This window comes from Listeria sp. SHR_NRA_18 (assembly GCF_003856515.1).
Taxonomy (GTDB): Bacteria; Bacillota; Bacilli; order Lactobacillales; family Listeriaceae; genus Listeria_A; species Listeria_A newyorkensis.
Genome location: NZ_QPKR01000003.1, coordinates 310,087 through 325,268 on the forward strand (window position 1 = coordinate 310,087; position 15,182 = coordinate 325,268).

A 15,182-nucleotide genomic window follows, 5' to 3' on the forward strand; every position below is an offset into this window, starting at 1 on the left:
GTTCCTCATTTCCGAACGTACTCACTTTTTCACAACTTCTTTAGATGGCGATCTACCCGTATGATCTTTAACTCGTATCAATATCCAAATATCTTTGTTGCATTACTTTTAACATCTATACTACTGCAACGTTCAGCTCTTCCTCCAAAACATGGCACATTGTTTCACTAACGTATTGGAGTTCCGTTTCTGTCAAATTCGAGCCTGAAGGCAAACAAATCCCTTTCTCAAATAACTGCTCGCACACAGCTTGTTGCCTCATGTCATGAGAGTAAAAAATGACATCTGCAAACACTGGCTGCAAATGAAGCGGCTTCCACAATAATCGTGTCTCAATGTTCGCAGCTTTCATTTTCGCCATCACAACATATGGCGACAAGTGCAAATCTTTCACGTCCAGTGTTATCGCAGTAAGCCAATGATTGGACACGGTATCCGACAATTTAGGCATCATCGTAATCCCATCCACATCACCAAAATGACGCTCATAGTACTGATACACACCCTGCCTTGCAGCGACACGTTCTGCTAAAACCTCCATTTGACCGCGACCAATTCCTGCTGATACATTACTCATGCGGTAATTATAACCAATCTCCTCATGTTGATAATACGGTGCTTGTTCACGTGCTTGTGTAGCTAAAAAGACTGCTTTTTCAATCATCGCCGGATCTTTCGCTACCAGTGCACCACCACCAGATGTCGTAATAATTTTGTTCCCATTGAAAGAGTATATACCAAAATCACCGAATGTTCCTGTCTGCTGTCCCTTATATGTCGATCCAAGAGATTCTGCGGCATCCTCGATAATCGGAACACCATATTGCTCACACATAGCTACGATTTCATCCATTTTAGCGCTTTGACCGTAGAGATGCACCACAATAACTGCTTTAGGTAATTTATTTTGTTCTTTGGCATCCCTCAAAGCCCGTGCCAATGCTTGCGGCGACATATTCCACGTTTCCGGTTCGGAATCAATGAATACGATATCAGCTCCTAAATATTTAATGGGGTTAGCGCTCGCAATAAAAGTGAATGAGGCGCAAAATACAGTGTCACCTACACCAACCTCTAGTAACCGTAAAGCTAAATGAATCGCTGCTGTGCCAGAACTTGTCAAACAGGCGGCATTCGCATTCGTGTACGCCTTTATTTGTTCCTCCATCGCTGTCACATTTGCTCCAAGTGGGGAAATCCAATTCGTATCAAATGCTTCTTTCACATATACTTGCTCCCGCCCGCTCATATGCGGCGTAGATAATAAAATCGGTCTTTGCATCATCCTACCTCTTTCTTCATTTTTTATTCCGTCGTCCCTTGAAAACTTTCTGCTGTCACATGATTTTCTTGGCTGATATCCGCTCCACGCATTACTTTTCCAATTGTTTGAAATAATATAGCGCCATCTAATTTCATGGATTGTTGTTCCACATATTGCACATCCATTTCAAACTTTGCTTCCCAGCTGATTGCGTTTCTTCCATTTACTTGTGCGAGCCCCGTTAGACCTGGCTTAACAGAAAGACGTTTGCGCTGACGCTCATTGTAAAGACTAGTGTAAGTAACTGGCAACGGCCGTGGTCCAACTAGACTCATATCTCCAATCAGAATATTCCACAGTTGTGGCAATTCATCAATACTATACTTCCTCATAAAACGGCCAAACCCTGTAATCCTCATATGATCTGGTAACGGTTTCCCATCCTTATAAAAACTCTGACGCATTGATTTCAACTTATAGATTCTAAAACAACGCGCTTGCTTCCCAGCACGTATACTTACATAGAAAGGCATTTCACGATACAAAATAAAAAATAGACTCGCGCAAAGAATAATTGGAATCAGGGCAACCAGTCCAATACTTATCGCAAAAAGAATATCTATCCAACGTTTCATAGTCATTTCTTCCTCTCTAGTATTTGTTCCAATAAGCAGGACGCCCTGCCTGCAAGTAACTGAACATCATAACGTTCACTCAATCGCTTGCTCGCTAACCGTGATTTTTTATAGCTTTGTTCATCCCTCACCATATCTTGCAAAAACTGGCAGTAGCCCACCGTATCATGATACAAAAAACCGCGACCAGCCCCACTATCCTGCAAAATAGTATGCTGCCATCCCTGATAATTAAGTACGACTGGCAAACCAACCGCTAGAAAATCAAAAAATTTGTTGGCACTATTATCCCAAAGTATTCGCTCATTTTTCACGCTCATCGCGCCCATATCACACTGCTTCATCAAACTAAAAAGATTTTCTTTTGGCATACTACCTATAATTTTCACATTCTCTAATTGCAATGTCTCCACTTGCTGTTCTAAAGTTGCTTTCTCTGAACCTTCACCAATTAGCAAGAATCCAATAGATGCAAAAGCTTTCATATCCGAAGCCACTGTCAGTAAATGCTGCAAACCATTTACTTCTCCCATTGTTCCTGGATGCACAATGACAAAACGATTTTTCATCCATTCTTGCAATGCTTCATCCTCAGGGGGACGCGCTTCAATAGCTGCCACCCACTCACTGTTTGCCATATTTTCAATAACAGTTATTTTTTCTGCCCCAATCCCTTTGGAAACAATCCTCGCCTTCATCGCTGGTGACAAGGCGATAATCTCGCTAGCTCCGTTATAAATCATTTTTTCAATGAGGGTGAGCGCTCGTATCAATAGCGGATTAGTGATATATCCCAATTTCACAGGCACATCCGGCCAGACATCTCGTACTTCAAATACAAAAGGGATACGCTTGACTTTACTAAGCAGTAGACCTACCAATCCCACGGTGAGAGGAGTTGACGTGGCGTAAATAATGTCCATCTTTTTTCGCGTCAAACCTTTCCAAAAACTACCTAGCATAAAGTGACCAAACGCTAAAATACGACGTTCTTTACTCATTTTTTGACTATAATTCGTCGCTGTAGAAAGAACTTGCACGCCTTCTTCCGTTTGTTCACTTTTACCAGTCCCTGTAATCAAAGTAACGTGATGTCCTCGTCGCAAGAAGTATTTAGAAAGCTCGTAGGATCGTGTCGCCCCAGTTTTTTTCTGAAAGTGTTGATGTAAGTATAAGATTTTCAAAACTTATTTCTCCTCCCATATCGATTGGTATAACTCTATTAGCCGCCGTTCTTGTGTTGACCAGTTAAACATGGTTTGATGGTGAATGTAGCCATTATCACCTAAATATTTCTGTCTTTCTGGATTATTCAATAACAGTTGAATCTGTTTGGTGATTTCCTGTGGCTTTTGAGCATCTACGACAATGCCACTAGCTGTTTTCTTTACTAGCTCCCTATAGACTTCAAAATCAGATAAGATATAAGGCAACGAAACCGACATATATTCAAATATTTTTGTCGGTAATGAGCGCAAATAATTGTCTACAGGATGAAGTAGCGCTAAGCCTATATGCGATTTAGCATAGTACATCACCAACTCGCTTAAATCCAATCTACCAACAAGCGTAACCTCTTGTTCCAGGTCATACTTCCTCTGAAAATTCGTTGCATAAGTTTCCAGCCTCGCAGGTACTTGTCCAATAATCAAGAGTTGAAATGTGTATCCTGTCTTTTTTAACAAGCGTGCTACCTCCAACATTTCTTTAAATCCACGAATTTCATGAATCGCACCTGCATAGATTAATGTTGGTATCTCATATTTCTCAGTAGATACAGGCTGTTGCAAAAAAGGATAGTTATAAACATCGACTTGCACTGTTGAAACGTCTCTATAATTTTCTTTATAGTAAGCTTCTGCAAAAACGATAGCACTGACTTTCTGAAGCATTCTCTTTTCCAAATATGTCGCTAGGTGTAGGAATGGTTTAGCAATTGGGTACCTCGCGATTTTTTTCGATTTTAGCACAGCCGGAAAATCCTCATGCATATCAAAAACAACTTGTTTTTTGTGGAAAATTTGAAGTATATAGCCAAGTGGTAATAATTCGGGGTCATGTAGATGGATTATGCTAGCTGATGATTTCCGGGCGATGTTAAAAAACGTCCACCATGTTTGGAATCGTTTTCGCTTGCTTGTTTTAGATAAGGTTTTCACCGTTAAATTTGAAATTTCATGGTGATACGTTCGATTGCTTTCCATCGCGTAAAGCGTCACTTCGTAACCAGCATTCGCCAAACTAATAGCTTCTCGGTGAAAAATACGTGTATCATTCCACGGATGGACAGAGCTCATGATTAATACTTGTTTCAACTTTCGGACACTCCTTTATTTTTCAATTGTCGAAGGATGCTTCGTTGTGTGATACACACCAGTAAGCCGTAAACTATGATGCCAACTATTACTAGAATAAAGAACGCAGCGCTAGATTCCATACGCCATTGCATACGCAGTAAATAAAGAACAATCCCCATCACGACTGCATTCACGAGCGTTATAATATGTTGCTTCAGTAAGGTATGTTTTGGGTCTATTTTCCCCACTCGCTTTTCTAATAATCGATAGACAACTAATCCCGATACAATATTCATCACGCTTGGAATCAGAATCACCGCATAAATACCAAAGAACGGCGTCAATACCAACAGCAATATAATATTGATACCTATTGTCACAAGGGAAATACGAGAAGGTGTTCGGGTATCTTCCAAGCAAAAATAGACACGGTAAACAAAATCCCGCAAAACCAAACCTGGCAATCCAATACTAATTATCATCATAAAAAAAGTCACTTGCGCGGTATCCTCCGCCGTAAAAGCTCCTCTTTGGAATAATAGAGCTGTAAGTAAATCCCCGACAATGATCATCCCCACAACAAGCGGAATAACGAGCATATTGGCCACCGTCACATAGTTGATAAAGAGCTGCTTTCCTATCTTGATTTGCTTATTAAAAGCGCGAGACATCGTTGGGTAAACAAGCGTCAATATATTAACGATAATAACTGCTTGAATAATACTCACTATCTGGTTGGCATAACCTAATGTCGCTACATAACCTTGTCCTAAAAAGCCCGCCAAAGTTATCGAAAAAATTAACGAAATCTGAAACACAATCGAGTTGAAAACCACTGGTCCTGTTTGACGCATCAGTTTCCGAAAAGCATTATTCTTCCATTGCAATTGAAAACGGAAAGAAACACCTTTATTTTTGATAATGAGGAAAATACATTCCAATAAAAAGGAAGCTGTTAAGAAAAAACTAACACCGATAATCGAAGGGTTAGATGCCATGACAACGTAAGTAGCACTGAAAATCGTACTGCATAATATCGCTACTTTCGGCGTAACAAAGTCATTATCCACTTGTAGGAATGCTGTTAAAATAGCGGTTAATACACGAAAAATCTGTGCGATACTCAAAATCATAATGATTAAGAGTGTCCACTGCATCGTTTCAGATAATAGTACATCACTTTGTAAAAGAAATAGTGTCCCCCCTGAACCAAACAGGACAAGCAACGAGATACTTAACAAAAGAGTACTAATGTAGGTATTCAGCGCGCTTTGTATGACTAACTCATTCGTCCTTCTCGTTAAAAATGGTATCAGGACCACAGTGATAGCCGGTATTGCTAAATTGGTAATAGATACGGTGTAGGTATTCGCCAAATTGTAAGCATCTACCTCTGTACTGACACCAAAACCTTTCGCAATGAATATATTTTTTACTAATCCGACAAATTGAATCGATATGGTGAGCAATGTCATCCACAGGAAGGACGTTAATAGCTTATTTTGAATTAGAATGCACCTACTTTATTTCATAATAATCGCTGTAATTGTTCCTCATAAAAATCAGTTGTTTTGTGTGCAATTTCTTGCCACGAAAAGTTTTGCTGTACGGAATACAAAGCTGCATGCCCCATTCCTAGACGAATATTATCATCTTCTAATATACTTAAGACACCTTCCGCAATAGCTGTTTCTGACTTAGCAGGAATGAGCACTCCTGTTTTATTTTGCTTAATAATTTCCGGAATGCCACCAACTTCGGTACCCACAAGTGCCTTTCCACATGCCATTGCTTCTAAACCTGCGATACTCGTTGCTTCCATCAGTGAAGGGAGTACGACCAGATCCGCCGCATTAAAATAGTAAGGCATCTCTGGATTCGCAACACCTGTTACAAGACTTACTTTGTCATCCCAGCCGTTCTCCTTCACGAAATCACGAATTATTTGTTCCTGACTCCCGCTCCCTACCATCAAAATTCGAATATCCTCATTTTGCGTGAGCATCATTGAAATAGCTTTCACGAAATACAAGACACCATTTTTCTCTTCTAATCGTCTAGCAATCATCACAACTTTATTCTCGTTTTTATAACCAAGCCTCGCGCGCATTGTTTCTCGCTTATCCTGATCTGGGTAAAACTTCGTCGTGTCTACTCCATTGGAAATCGTCAGCGCTTGTTTCATGGGAAAAACCGTAGAGATTTTTGCCGTTAACTCAGTACTTGGTGCAATCACACCATCCATATGCCCCAATAAAAATCGGAACCTAGCAAATCGCTGTTCTTCATACCAGTGAAGGAAAGTGGAAGAGTGATTCGTAAATATTTTCACGCCGTCAAACGGAATCTTGGTAATCATCGAATCTGCAATTAGCTTGTGCCAATGAATGACTTGGTAATCATCTTTGGCTAGCAACTCTTTGATTTTTTTACGACCTCTGTACATAAATTGCAAGGCTCGAATTTTCCGTTTTTCACTGACTCGTACGCGTATTACTCGAATCGTATCGACCATCTCTTCTTCTGGTAATGCACCGCTAGGATCGTATATTTTAGTAAGCAAGACCACGTTATGGCCGAGTTTACTAATAGCCTTACTAATTTCTAGCACGTGTGCCGCAATACCACCAACTTGTGGATAAAAATCATCAGAGACCATCAATACATTTAATTTTCTAGGCATGCTGGTTTCTGTCATCTACTTCTCCACCTTCCATTCATAGAAAGCACTTCTGACTTGATCGTCATAGATTACTTTTTCAATCACACGTTCTTTAGGAATCGCAAAATAGACAGTTCCTTTTATCTCTTTATTACCTGGTATCAATTGTCCTAATTCACCTTCGACCGCGTAGTTAGCATGGTATTTCCCACTGGAATCCAATACACGAAAGGTACTCGCAGCAATCGGAATACTGTACTCTGTTATATTTTTCACTGTCACTTCCAGTTTCACCAATTTATTTCCTCCAAGTTTATCGCCCTTGGGAATATCTTTTTCGGCATTCTTTATTGCCCCTACTGTCATATCCAAACTTGATACATTCACCTTATTATCCTTTGGAAAAGAAGCTTGTGTTTGCTGCGTTTCTTTTGGTACGGTTACACTTTCATTCGTACATGCTGTTATAAAAATTACTGACAGAAATAGTAGCAGTATCGGTTTAAATCGTTTCATCTTTCGTCTCCATTCGTTTATCATATTGATTGAGTATGGCTAAAACAATTCCAAAACTAATCCAGATATAGCTTTTTTCAAGTGTTGTACTAGATGCAAACGCGATAAATGGGAAAGCAAGTGTTATCAATAGTGGAATGAGATATTTCACCTTTTTTTCTTTATTCTCTAACCAGTAACGCCAACTGCGATAGAAAAGGTAGAACAAAAAAGCCAATAAAAAGAGTAGCGATAGTAAGCCATAATTCGCCAATACTTCCAAAAGAAAGTTATGCACAGATACAGCACCATCATTATTTTGTTCCTCTGCTGGAAAATATTTTGCTAACTCTATTTGAACATTCCCTGGACCAACACCCATAAAATAGCTTTCTTTTGCGGTTTGCCAAGTGTAATTCGTAATATCTAATCGTAAATCTGTGGAATTCGTTTTATCGGTATAGGTTTGATTCACTTGATTGATGGTATCTTGCATACCTGGTAACTGTAATACAAACGGGATACATAGCAATGCTAGTGCCCCCCAGCGCCACGAATAGCGTAATAAAAGCAGAAAGAGGATGACAAGGATTAGGACGAAGGCAATACGCGATTGAGTTTCAATGATAATATACACGGCTCCTATAACCAACAAGCCTTTGTATAAGCTGCCAATGATAGTTCTACTGTGCATATAGACCAGTATAATCGGCAAAAATAGAGCTAGAAAAGAAGCCAAATCATTTGGATTGAAAAATATTCCACTTGGCAAAAACTGTGCATTCCCAATAACATCTGTTAATCCCGACTTACTTAAATGTAGCCCCGTGTTGATTTCATATAACCCAATACCGATATTGACCGCCATAACACCGCTAGTAATCGTAACAAGCCATTCTATCTTCTTATCCGCTTTCAAGTAATAAATGGCTGTGAACAGGAGGTAAATCGCCTCTATCATAAAGTACACATTTCGAAACGCAATCCCCTGATACTCGGTCCAGATGATAGTGATAAGCGCGGAAGCTAACCAGCCAACAAGAAAAAGAAGCATTGTCCTTGTTCTTTTGCTCATCCAAGACCAGTCATCCCATGTGAGTAGAAATAGCGTTATTTGAACAGGTAGTAATAGTCGATAGAGAAACAAGCTTTCTAAACCTGGAATCGAAAGAATCGATCCAAAAAAAGAGGCAATAGCCAACATAAACCATGTCAATTCTGCGAGTTGCTTCAATGTGAAAAAGCAACTAAAAACAAAGATTCCTATAAGAAGCGGTACTATTAGCATTATTGAATAGAAGAAACTCAGCACCAGCGTCACTAGGAAGCCAAGCACAAAAATCATTTTTAAGATAAGTGTTCTATCCAACTCACATCTTCTCCAATCAATATTTGTATCGATAACCTTTACGATCATTTTTAGACACTACAACACCATTCAAAATACCACCGATAACATTCGCATCTGCAATTTCCAGATAACGCATCGCCTGCTTGATTTCACTTCGCTTCGTCTTTTTCACAAAAGCAACAAACAACACACCGTCACATAAAGAACTCAAAATTCGACTATCCGTAATTGGAAGTAATGGCGGGGCATCAATAATCACATAATCAAAGGTTTGTTTTGCCACCTCAATAAGTTGCCTCATCTCCGCCGAGTCCACCCATTCACTAGGATTAGGTGGCGCAATCCCCGTTGGCATCAGCTTTAAATTAGGGTGATGCGTATCTTGACAAGCTTCCTCAAGCTCTATTTCACCCATCAAATAATCGATTGTTCCTACGTTTTCGCTAACTTGCATATATTTACGCAAAGATGGCCGATGAAAGTCCACATCAATCAGAAGCGTCTTATTTCCTTTTTCTGCAAACACTTCCGCAATATTAGCACTCGCAAAACTTTTGCCTTCACTCATATTAGCTGATGTAATCATGAAGTTACGTATACCTTGTTTTTTCAACATAAACTGTAGGTTGGTTTGAATACTATTAAATTTTTCCTTGTAAAAAGAATTGTCTTTATTTTGTTTAAACTCATTGTATGTTTTCATTTATGAATGTATCTCCTTATTTTATTAATGGAATATCACCAACAAATTTCAATGATAGTTCGCTTAAATCTGACTCACCTTCAATATGATCGCGGAATAAATAGATACTAGATACAAAGATGAAATTAGCTATCATTCCAAGAACAAAAGCAATCAGCGTATTTAATAGAATATTAGGTGATGTTGGCTCTAGTGGGAGATTCGCTGGTTCTAAGACGATGACTTTATTATTGTCTACTAACTGCGGCAAGTCTTTTTTATACGTTGCGGTGATTTTGTCGACGATTGCACGTGCGCGGCTTGGTTCTCTATCTTCTACAGATACTTTAAATACTAAAGAGTCTTTATCTGATTGGATGTTGATTTTTTTTGACAATGCTTCATCCGTTTCGTCTAATTGTAGTTCGCTCCTTACTTTTCCTAGTGTACGCGAGCTTTTTAAAATCGTGTTAAAGGTGTTCGCCAACTGGATATTGGCTTTTAATTGTTCGGAGTACACCGCTGATTTTCCATCCTCTGATTTGACGTTAGTCGTAATGAAGATCTGCGCAGAAGAGGTGTACATCGGTTGGATATAATATTTGCTAATGCTAAATACCAGAACCATCGAAACAGTAGGGATAGCGATAAGCCACCAGATATTATTTTTAATTATTTTTAGGACGACGCTAAGTTCCATTGTTTTCAAATTCATCTATCTTACTCGCTTCCTTATACGCCACCGATTTTGAATACATTGGCTTTTTTTTCAGTCCATACATTGCGCGTATCAATAATACAGTCGCATGATTTTAAAAGTACATCGTAGTCGATATTAGAATGTTTTGTCATGATAATTGCACAATCGTAATCTGACATATTTCCTACTACCGACACAGGCCTCACTATTCGTCCTGCTTCATCACGGAAAATTGTTACAAACGGGTCTAGCACATCCAACTGAGCATCTGCTTGCTTTAATTGTTCGTAAACATGCAATCCTGGTGATTCACGTACATCATCAATATCGCTTTTATACGCCACACCGACTAATAATACTTTAGAAGTACTCAGTGCTTTTCCATGTCTATTAAGCGCTTGACTAGCTAATTCGACGACATGTTTTGGCATCGATGTATTAACTTGCTGAGCCAACTCGATAAAGCGACTGAAGAAATTCTTCTCCTTGCCCTTCCAATAGAGATACATTGGATCGAGCGGGATACAATGTCCGCCAACACCTGGTCCTGGATAAAATGGCATGAATCCAAATGGCTTTGTTTTTGCGGCATCAATAGCTTCCCAAAGATCAATTCCCAATTCTTCACAAAGCATCGACATTTCATTTATAAAAGCGATGTTGATACTGCGGAATGTGTTTTCTAACAACTTGGTCATCTCTGCAATTTCAGGTGTAGAAACAGGGACAATTGTATCAAAAGCATGGGCGTAGTATTGCTGACCTAGCGCTAAGCATTTTTCAGTCATACCACCAACCACTTTTGGCACTTGCTTCGGTTGAAATTGTTTATTCCCTGGATCGATACGTTCTGGAGAGAAGCAAATGAAGATATCTTCACCAATAACCCAGCCATCTTTTTCAAATTCACAAGCGATAAGTTCCCGTGTGGTTCCAGGATATGTCGTACTCTCTAAAACCAGAAGCGTCCCTTTGGATAGTACTGGCTTTAGCCTCGCCACTGTATCTTCTATATAGCTCATATTTGGTTCGTGAGATTTCGTAAGCGGAGTTGGAACACAAATACTGATGACATCGGCTGCTTTCAAAGTGGCATAGTCTGTTGTTGGTAGGAATTTATCATCCGCAATGACCGCTTGTACCCTATCTGTTGGAATATCAATGATGTGTGACTTCCCATCTGCTAGTTTCTCGATTTTTAGCGCATCAATGTCCACACCAATCACTGAAAAATCTGCTGTAGCGAGTTCCATTGCTAAAGGTAAGCCGACATATCCCATCCCGATAACACCTATTATGGCCTGCTTCGACCGTATTTTATCTGATAATATTGCATAACTACTGTCTTTTACGACTCCTGTTTCTATCATATTTTTGTATATCTCCAATCTGCTTCTATTAATTCAAATAACCGTTCTTTTCGACGCTTATCTGTCATATCCATGTAGCTACCTAGCAATGCTTGAATATTCTGGAGCTCTGAAGGAGATGGATGCCCCTCGCCAACCAAGATTTTTTCAAAAATTTGCGTATGTGCTTTTTCATCACTTTCGAATAGCTCTTCTCGCACCTTTTCACCTTGGCGAATACCAATAAAGTCAATTTGCACCGACTCACGATCTTTTCCCGTCAAGTCGATTAACTTGTAAATCACATCCATAATCTTAATCGGCTCCCCCATATCAAGCACGAAAATTTCGCCACCGTTCGTTATCATACTTGCTTGAATCACCAACTTACTCGCCTCTGGGATGGTCATAAAATAGCGTTCCATATCCGGATGCGTTAACGTTACTGGTTCATCGTTACAAATTTGTTCATAGAAAAGAGGAACCACGCTCCCGCTACTACCAAGTACATTACCAAATCTGACCACACAAAAAAGCGTTTTAGATTTCTGATTAAAGAGCTGGATAATTTTTTCCGCCATTCGTTTGGAAGCGCCCATAACCGTCGTTGGTTTTACGGCCTTATCCGTCGAAATCATGACAAATTTCCCCACGTTATATGTGTGCGCTACACTTGCAAGATTCCATGTACCTTTAGCATTATTAGCGATCGCTTCTGTTATATTTTTCTCCATCAGCGGTACATGTTTATGCGCCGCGGCATGATAGACGATATCTGGAGAATACTCGCTAAAAATTTCGGCCAATCGCTGTTCATTTTGAATGTCTGCGATACAAGAAATAATCTCTGTTTGGTGATTCATCTTTTGAAGCTCTCGGTGGATTTCATAAATACTCGCTTCGCCATGGCCAAGTAGCACCAGTTTTCTCGGGTGAGCATTCATGAGTTGACGTGTTATTTCAGAACCAATCGAACCGCCCGCGCCTGTTATTAAGATCGTTTTATTGGCTACTTCCTGCTCTACCATAAGATAATCCAGTTCGAATTCTGCGCGATCAATAATATCTTGATATGAAACAGCTCGCAAAGTTAATTTGTCTTTTTTAGAATGAATATCCTGCAATTTCGGTAAGACTTTCGTTTCCATTTTGTATTTCTGACATACCTCAAGTATGTGTTTTCGTTTACGGATTTCTAGAGACGGTATGGCAAGAAAAATACTCGTGATACTTTCATTTATGATTGTTTCTTCTAACTCGGAAAGTGCTCCAAGTCTCGGTACTTCCTGTAGTTGGACCTCTGGGCTATCGTCGAGAATACCGATAATTTGATAATTCATAGTTTCGTCTTTAGCAATGGTGTGGAACACATATTGCGCTGCTTCACCACCACCTATTATTAGCGTTCGTTTCAACACGGTATCAGTGCACCTCTTTATTATTTCATCATTTTTTGTTCTACAATTTATTTATCGTCTGGCGTTACTTCCCATGTGAAAACATCTTTCGTGATAGGGTACGTGTAACTCACACGATAGGGGACATGTTCTGTGGCAATAAAGTAGCTGTAACCTGTTAGGCTTTGTTTCGGGGGCATCTTCTCCACCATGTTTTCATAGGGATATACTTTTAAATCCTTCCCTTTGCTGTCGGTTACTCGAAGCTTCGTAGCATCGAATATTTGTTCTTCTGCTGCTATATTTTTCACCGTTACCTTTAGGCGGAGTATTTTTTCTACCGATTCCTTATCTTGATCACGTTCCTCTGTGTACGTTGCTTGATCTAAGCTTATTTTCCAACCTTTAGCTTCAACCCTTTCATGAAGTTGGTGAAATGGTTCCTTTACTTCATTTTTGCTACAGGCTGATAATAGTATTAAAATAGTTGAAAAGATAGTTATATTTTTAAATATTCGTTTCATTTTTAAGCCTCCTCAACCAGATGTTCATTCCTTTTATATCTTGCTCTCAGTTTCTTCGCATGACAGAAATACAAAATGGGAGGGAATCAAAATACATTGATTCCCTATAGCCCCATTAAAACTTATATCTCAAACTTTGCTGATAATTCGCTGTTCATGCGTTTATCACTATTCTTTGCTGCTGCCTGAACGTTTGTCGTACCTGGTGCAACATAACCGCGGAAGGATAGACTACCATCTGGATTTGTTGTCATTTGTGCTGCTGAAATCGTACGTTTTGCAACGCCGCCTTCATAAATAACCACTGTTTCTGTTCCTTTTACAGCTGTACCAATGATATAGTTACCATCCATACGAACTAGTGTCGGTGCATTTAGTTTCGCAACAGCTGAGCCTGTAACTTTAACCGTAGAAACGCGTAATATATTGTATCCTGTGGCATCTTTGATTTCAATCGTCACGTCTGTTCCTACTGCTTGCTTACCAATAGATGATTGGAAGGTTCCGTCTGTTGCTATAATACCCGTTTTCACTGCTATTCCGTTAATTTTTACACGGAAAGAAGTTGCTGTTCCTGCGGTTACATAGCCTGTTATGATATCATCATCTGTTGTTAGTGGGCTAAGTGTTGGTTTTTCGTCGTTCGTAATTTTAACTGCCACGCGAGCTAGTTCTACTTTGGTGCTGCTGTATCCTACGACATGCACCACAGAACCTGCTTTGATGAGACCGTTTGTTGCAATGCTGTATGTCCCGTTGCTGATTTGACCTACTTTTACAATGACGCCATCAATAGATAGACGGACATTATCAATACCATTACCAACTGTTCCTGTGATGGCAGTGGTTGAGATTCCTGCATCTTTTGCTGTCAAAGCATTGGACAATACATCCTTGCCTTCCACTTTCGCTGTAGCAGCGGTTCCTTCTTTACCATTCGCATCTACTGGACGTACTTCAAACGTGACATTGGCGTTTAATCCTAGGCCGTAAGCGTCAAATTTGTAGTTACCAGAAGCATCTGGTGTTGCGCGTTTCACACGAATTCCGTTCACATAAAGCGATACTGTAGCCGTTCCAGTAGCTACTTTACCTGTGATAAAACTGTCTAAATATCTGTACGTATCAATCATCGGAGCATCAAGAATCGCATTTCGATCATTTAAAAGTTTTTGGGCTCTGTCTAGCTCTTTTTGTAGCGCTGCTTGTTTCGTTGCATCTATGACAGCATCTACTAATTTTTGCGCTTTATCAATTGCTGCTTGATTCGTTGTATCTTTAATTGTTCCTGTTACATCACCATTGGTGAATAAATCTTTCACGCTGGCTTCCGCTGCTTCTTGGCGTGCTTTTTCTGCCGCCGCTGCTGCTTGTTTCGCTTCTAGTTGTTTCTTCGCTTCGTCTAGCTCTTTTTGTAGCGCTGCTTTCTTCGTTGCATCTGTTACAGCATCAACAACTTTTTGTGCTTTATCAATCGCTTCTTGATCTGTTGTATCTTTAATCGTTCCTGTTACGTCACCATTGGTGAATAAATCTTTCACGCTGGCTTCTGCTGCTTCTTGGCGTGCTTTTTCTGCCGCCGCTGCTGCTTGTTTCGCTTCTAGTTGTTTCTTCGCTTCGTCTAGCTCTTTTTGTAGCGCTGCTTTCTTCGTTGCATCTGTGATAGCATCGACGACTTTTTGTGCTTTATCAATCGCTGCTTGATCTGTTGTATCTTTAATCGTTCCTGTTACGTCACCATTGGTGAATAAATCTTTCACGCTGGCTTCTGCTGCTTCTTGGCGTGCTTTTTCTGCCGCCGCTGCTGCTTGTTTCGCTTCTAGTTG

The 15,182-nt window shown here is 39.9% G+C and carries 14 protein-coding genes; all 14 read right to left on the bottom strand.

The genetic code is table 11. From position 1 onward, the window contains the following. Positions 1–115: 115 nt before the first annotated feature. Positions 116–1,285, bottom strand: coding sequence for an aminotransferase class I/II-fold pyridoxal phosphate-dependent enzyme (locus DUK53_RS06990; RefSeq protein ID WP_036092961.1), 1,170 nt, complete (start codon positions 1,283–1,285; stop codon positions 116–118). A gap of 20 nt (positions 1,286–1,305) precedes the next feature. Then, positions 1,306–1,899, bottom strand: coding sequence for a sugar transferase (locus DUK53_RS06995; protein ID WP_201740718.1), 594 nt, complete (start codon positions 1,897–1,899; stop codon positions 1,306–1,308). 2 nt (positions 1,900–1,901) lie between these two features. Next, the gene (locus DUK53_RS07000) at positions 1,902–3,083 is read right to left on the bottom strand and encodes a glycosyltransferase family 4 protein (RefSeq protein ID WP_036132417.1); all 1,182 of its coding nucleotides are present in this window, start codon (positions 3,081–3,083) and stop codon (positions 1,902–1,904) included. A gap of 3 nt (positions 3,084–3,086) precedes the next feature. Beyond that, entirely contained in the window at positions 3,087–4,214 is a 1,128-nt protein-coding gene (locus DUK53_RS07005; RefSeq protein ID WP_052164968.1) for a glycosyltransferase, read from the bottom strand. After that, positions 4,211–5,671: a murein biosynthesis integral membrane protein MurJ gene (murJ, locus tag DUK53_RS07010; protein ID WP_081964443.1), complete on the bottom strand. Its 1,461-nt coding sequence runs from the start codon at positions 5,669–5,671 to the stop codon at positions 4,211–4,213. Before murJ ends, DUK53_RS07005 begins: the two co-directional genes overlap by 4 nt. A 53-nt stretch (positions 5,672–5,724) precedes the next feature. After that, on the bottom strand, positions 5,725–6,894 hold the full coding sequence (locus tag DUK53_RS07015) for a glycosyltransferase family 4 protein (RefSeq protein WP_036132414.1): 1,170 nt from the start codon (positions 6,892–6,894) through the stop codon (positions 5,725–5,727). Next, entirely contained in the window at positions 6,895–7,374 is a 480-nt protein-coding gene (locus DUK53_RS07020; protein WP_036132411.1) for a DUF4352 domain-containing protein, read from the bottom strand. Next, complete coding sequence (locus DUK53_RS07025; protein ID WP_036132409.1) at positions 7,361–8,722, bottom strand: O-antigen ligase family protein; 1,362 nt, start codon at positions 8,720–8,722, stop codon at positions 7,361–7,363. Before DUK53_RS07025 ends, DUK53_RS07020 begins: the two co-directional genes overlap by 14 nt. A 16-nt stretch (positions 8,723–8,738) precedes the next feature. Continuing rightward, a complete protein-coding gene (locus DUK53_RS07030; protein WP_052164967.1) occupies positions 8,739–9,407 on the bottom strand; it encodes a CpsD/CapB family tyrosine-protein kinase in 669 nt (222 codons plus the stop codon). A gap of 16 nt (positions 9,408–9,423) precedes the next feature. Then, the gene (locus tag DUK53_RS07035; RefSeq protein WP_036092948.1) at positions 9,424–10,101 is read right to left on the bottom strand and encodes a YveK family protein; all 678 of its coding nucleotides are present in this window, start codon (positions 10,099–10,101) and stop codon (positions 9,424–9,426) included. A gap of 17 nt (positions 10,102–10,118) precedes the next feature. Then, on the bottom strand, positions 10,119–11,456 hold the full coding sequence (locus tag DUK53_RS07040; RefSeq protein ID WP_103034811.1) for a nucleotide sugar dehydrogenase: 1,338 nt from the start codon (positions 11,454–11,456) through the stop codon (positions 10,119–10,121). Beyond that, complete coding sequence (locus DUK53_RS07045) at positions 11,453–12,853, bottom strand: polysaccharide biosynthesis protein (protein ID WP_052164966.1); 1,401 nt, start codon at positions 12,851–12,853, stop codon at positions 11,453–11,455. The genes DUK53_RS07040 and DUK53_RS07045 overlap by 4 nt, the downstream gene beginning before the upstream one ends. A gap of 47 nt (positions 12,854–12,900) precedes the next feature. After that, positions 12,901–13,356, bottom strand: coding sequence for a hypothetical protein (locus DUK53_RS07050; protein WP_036092946.1), 456 nt, complete (start codon positions 13,354–13,356; stop codon positions 12,901–12,903). 122 nt (positions 13,357–13,478) lie between these two features. Further along, positions 13,479–15,182: toxin Cry1Ac domain D-VI-related protein (locus DUK53_RS17470; protein ID WP_236637279.1), on the bottom strand; the 1,704-nt coding region annotated here is incomplete at its 5' end.

What these genes read in the sequence shown, in the direction of transcription:
- DUK53_RS06990 (WP_036092961.1), bottom strand. Translation starts at nt 1,285, where the DNA reads ATGATGCAAAGACCGATTTTATTATCTACGCCGCATATGAGCGGGCGG.
- DUK53_RS06995 (WP_201740718.1), bottom strand. Translation starts at nt 1,899, where the DNA reads ATGAAACGTTGGATAGATATTCTTTTTGCGATAAGTATTGGACTGGTT.
- murJ (WP_081964443.1), bottom strand. Translation starts at nt 5,671, where the DNA reads ATGACATTGCTCACCATATCGATTCAATTTGTCGGATTAGTAAAAAAT.
- DUK53_RS07015 (WP_036132414.1), bottom strand. Translation starts at nt 6,894, where the DNA reads ATGACAGAAACCAGCATGCCTAGAAAATTAAATGTATTGATGGTCTCT.
- DUK53_RS07020 (WP_036132411.1), bottom strand. Translation starts at nt 7,374, where the DNA reads ATGAAACGATTTAAACCGATACTGCTACTATTTCTGTCAGTAATTTTT.
- DUK53_RS07030 (WP_052164967.1), bottom strand. Translation starts at nt 9,407, where the DNA reads ATGAAAACATACAATGAGTTTAAACAAAATAAAGACAATTCTTTTTAC.
- DUK53_RS07035 (WP_036092948.1), bottom strand. Translation starts at nt 10,101, where the DNA reads ATGAATTTGAAAACAATGGAACTTAGCGTCGTCCTAAAAATAATTAAA.
- DUK53_RS07040 (WP_103034811.1), bottom strand. Translation starts at nt 11,456, where the DNA reads ATGATAGAAACAGGAGTCGTAAAAGACAGTAGTTATGCAATATTATCA.
- DUK53_RS07050 (WP_036092946.1), bottom strand. Translation starts at nt 13,356, where the DNA reads ATGAAACGAATATTTAAAAATATAACTATCTTTTCAACTATTTTAATA.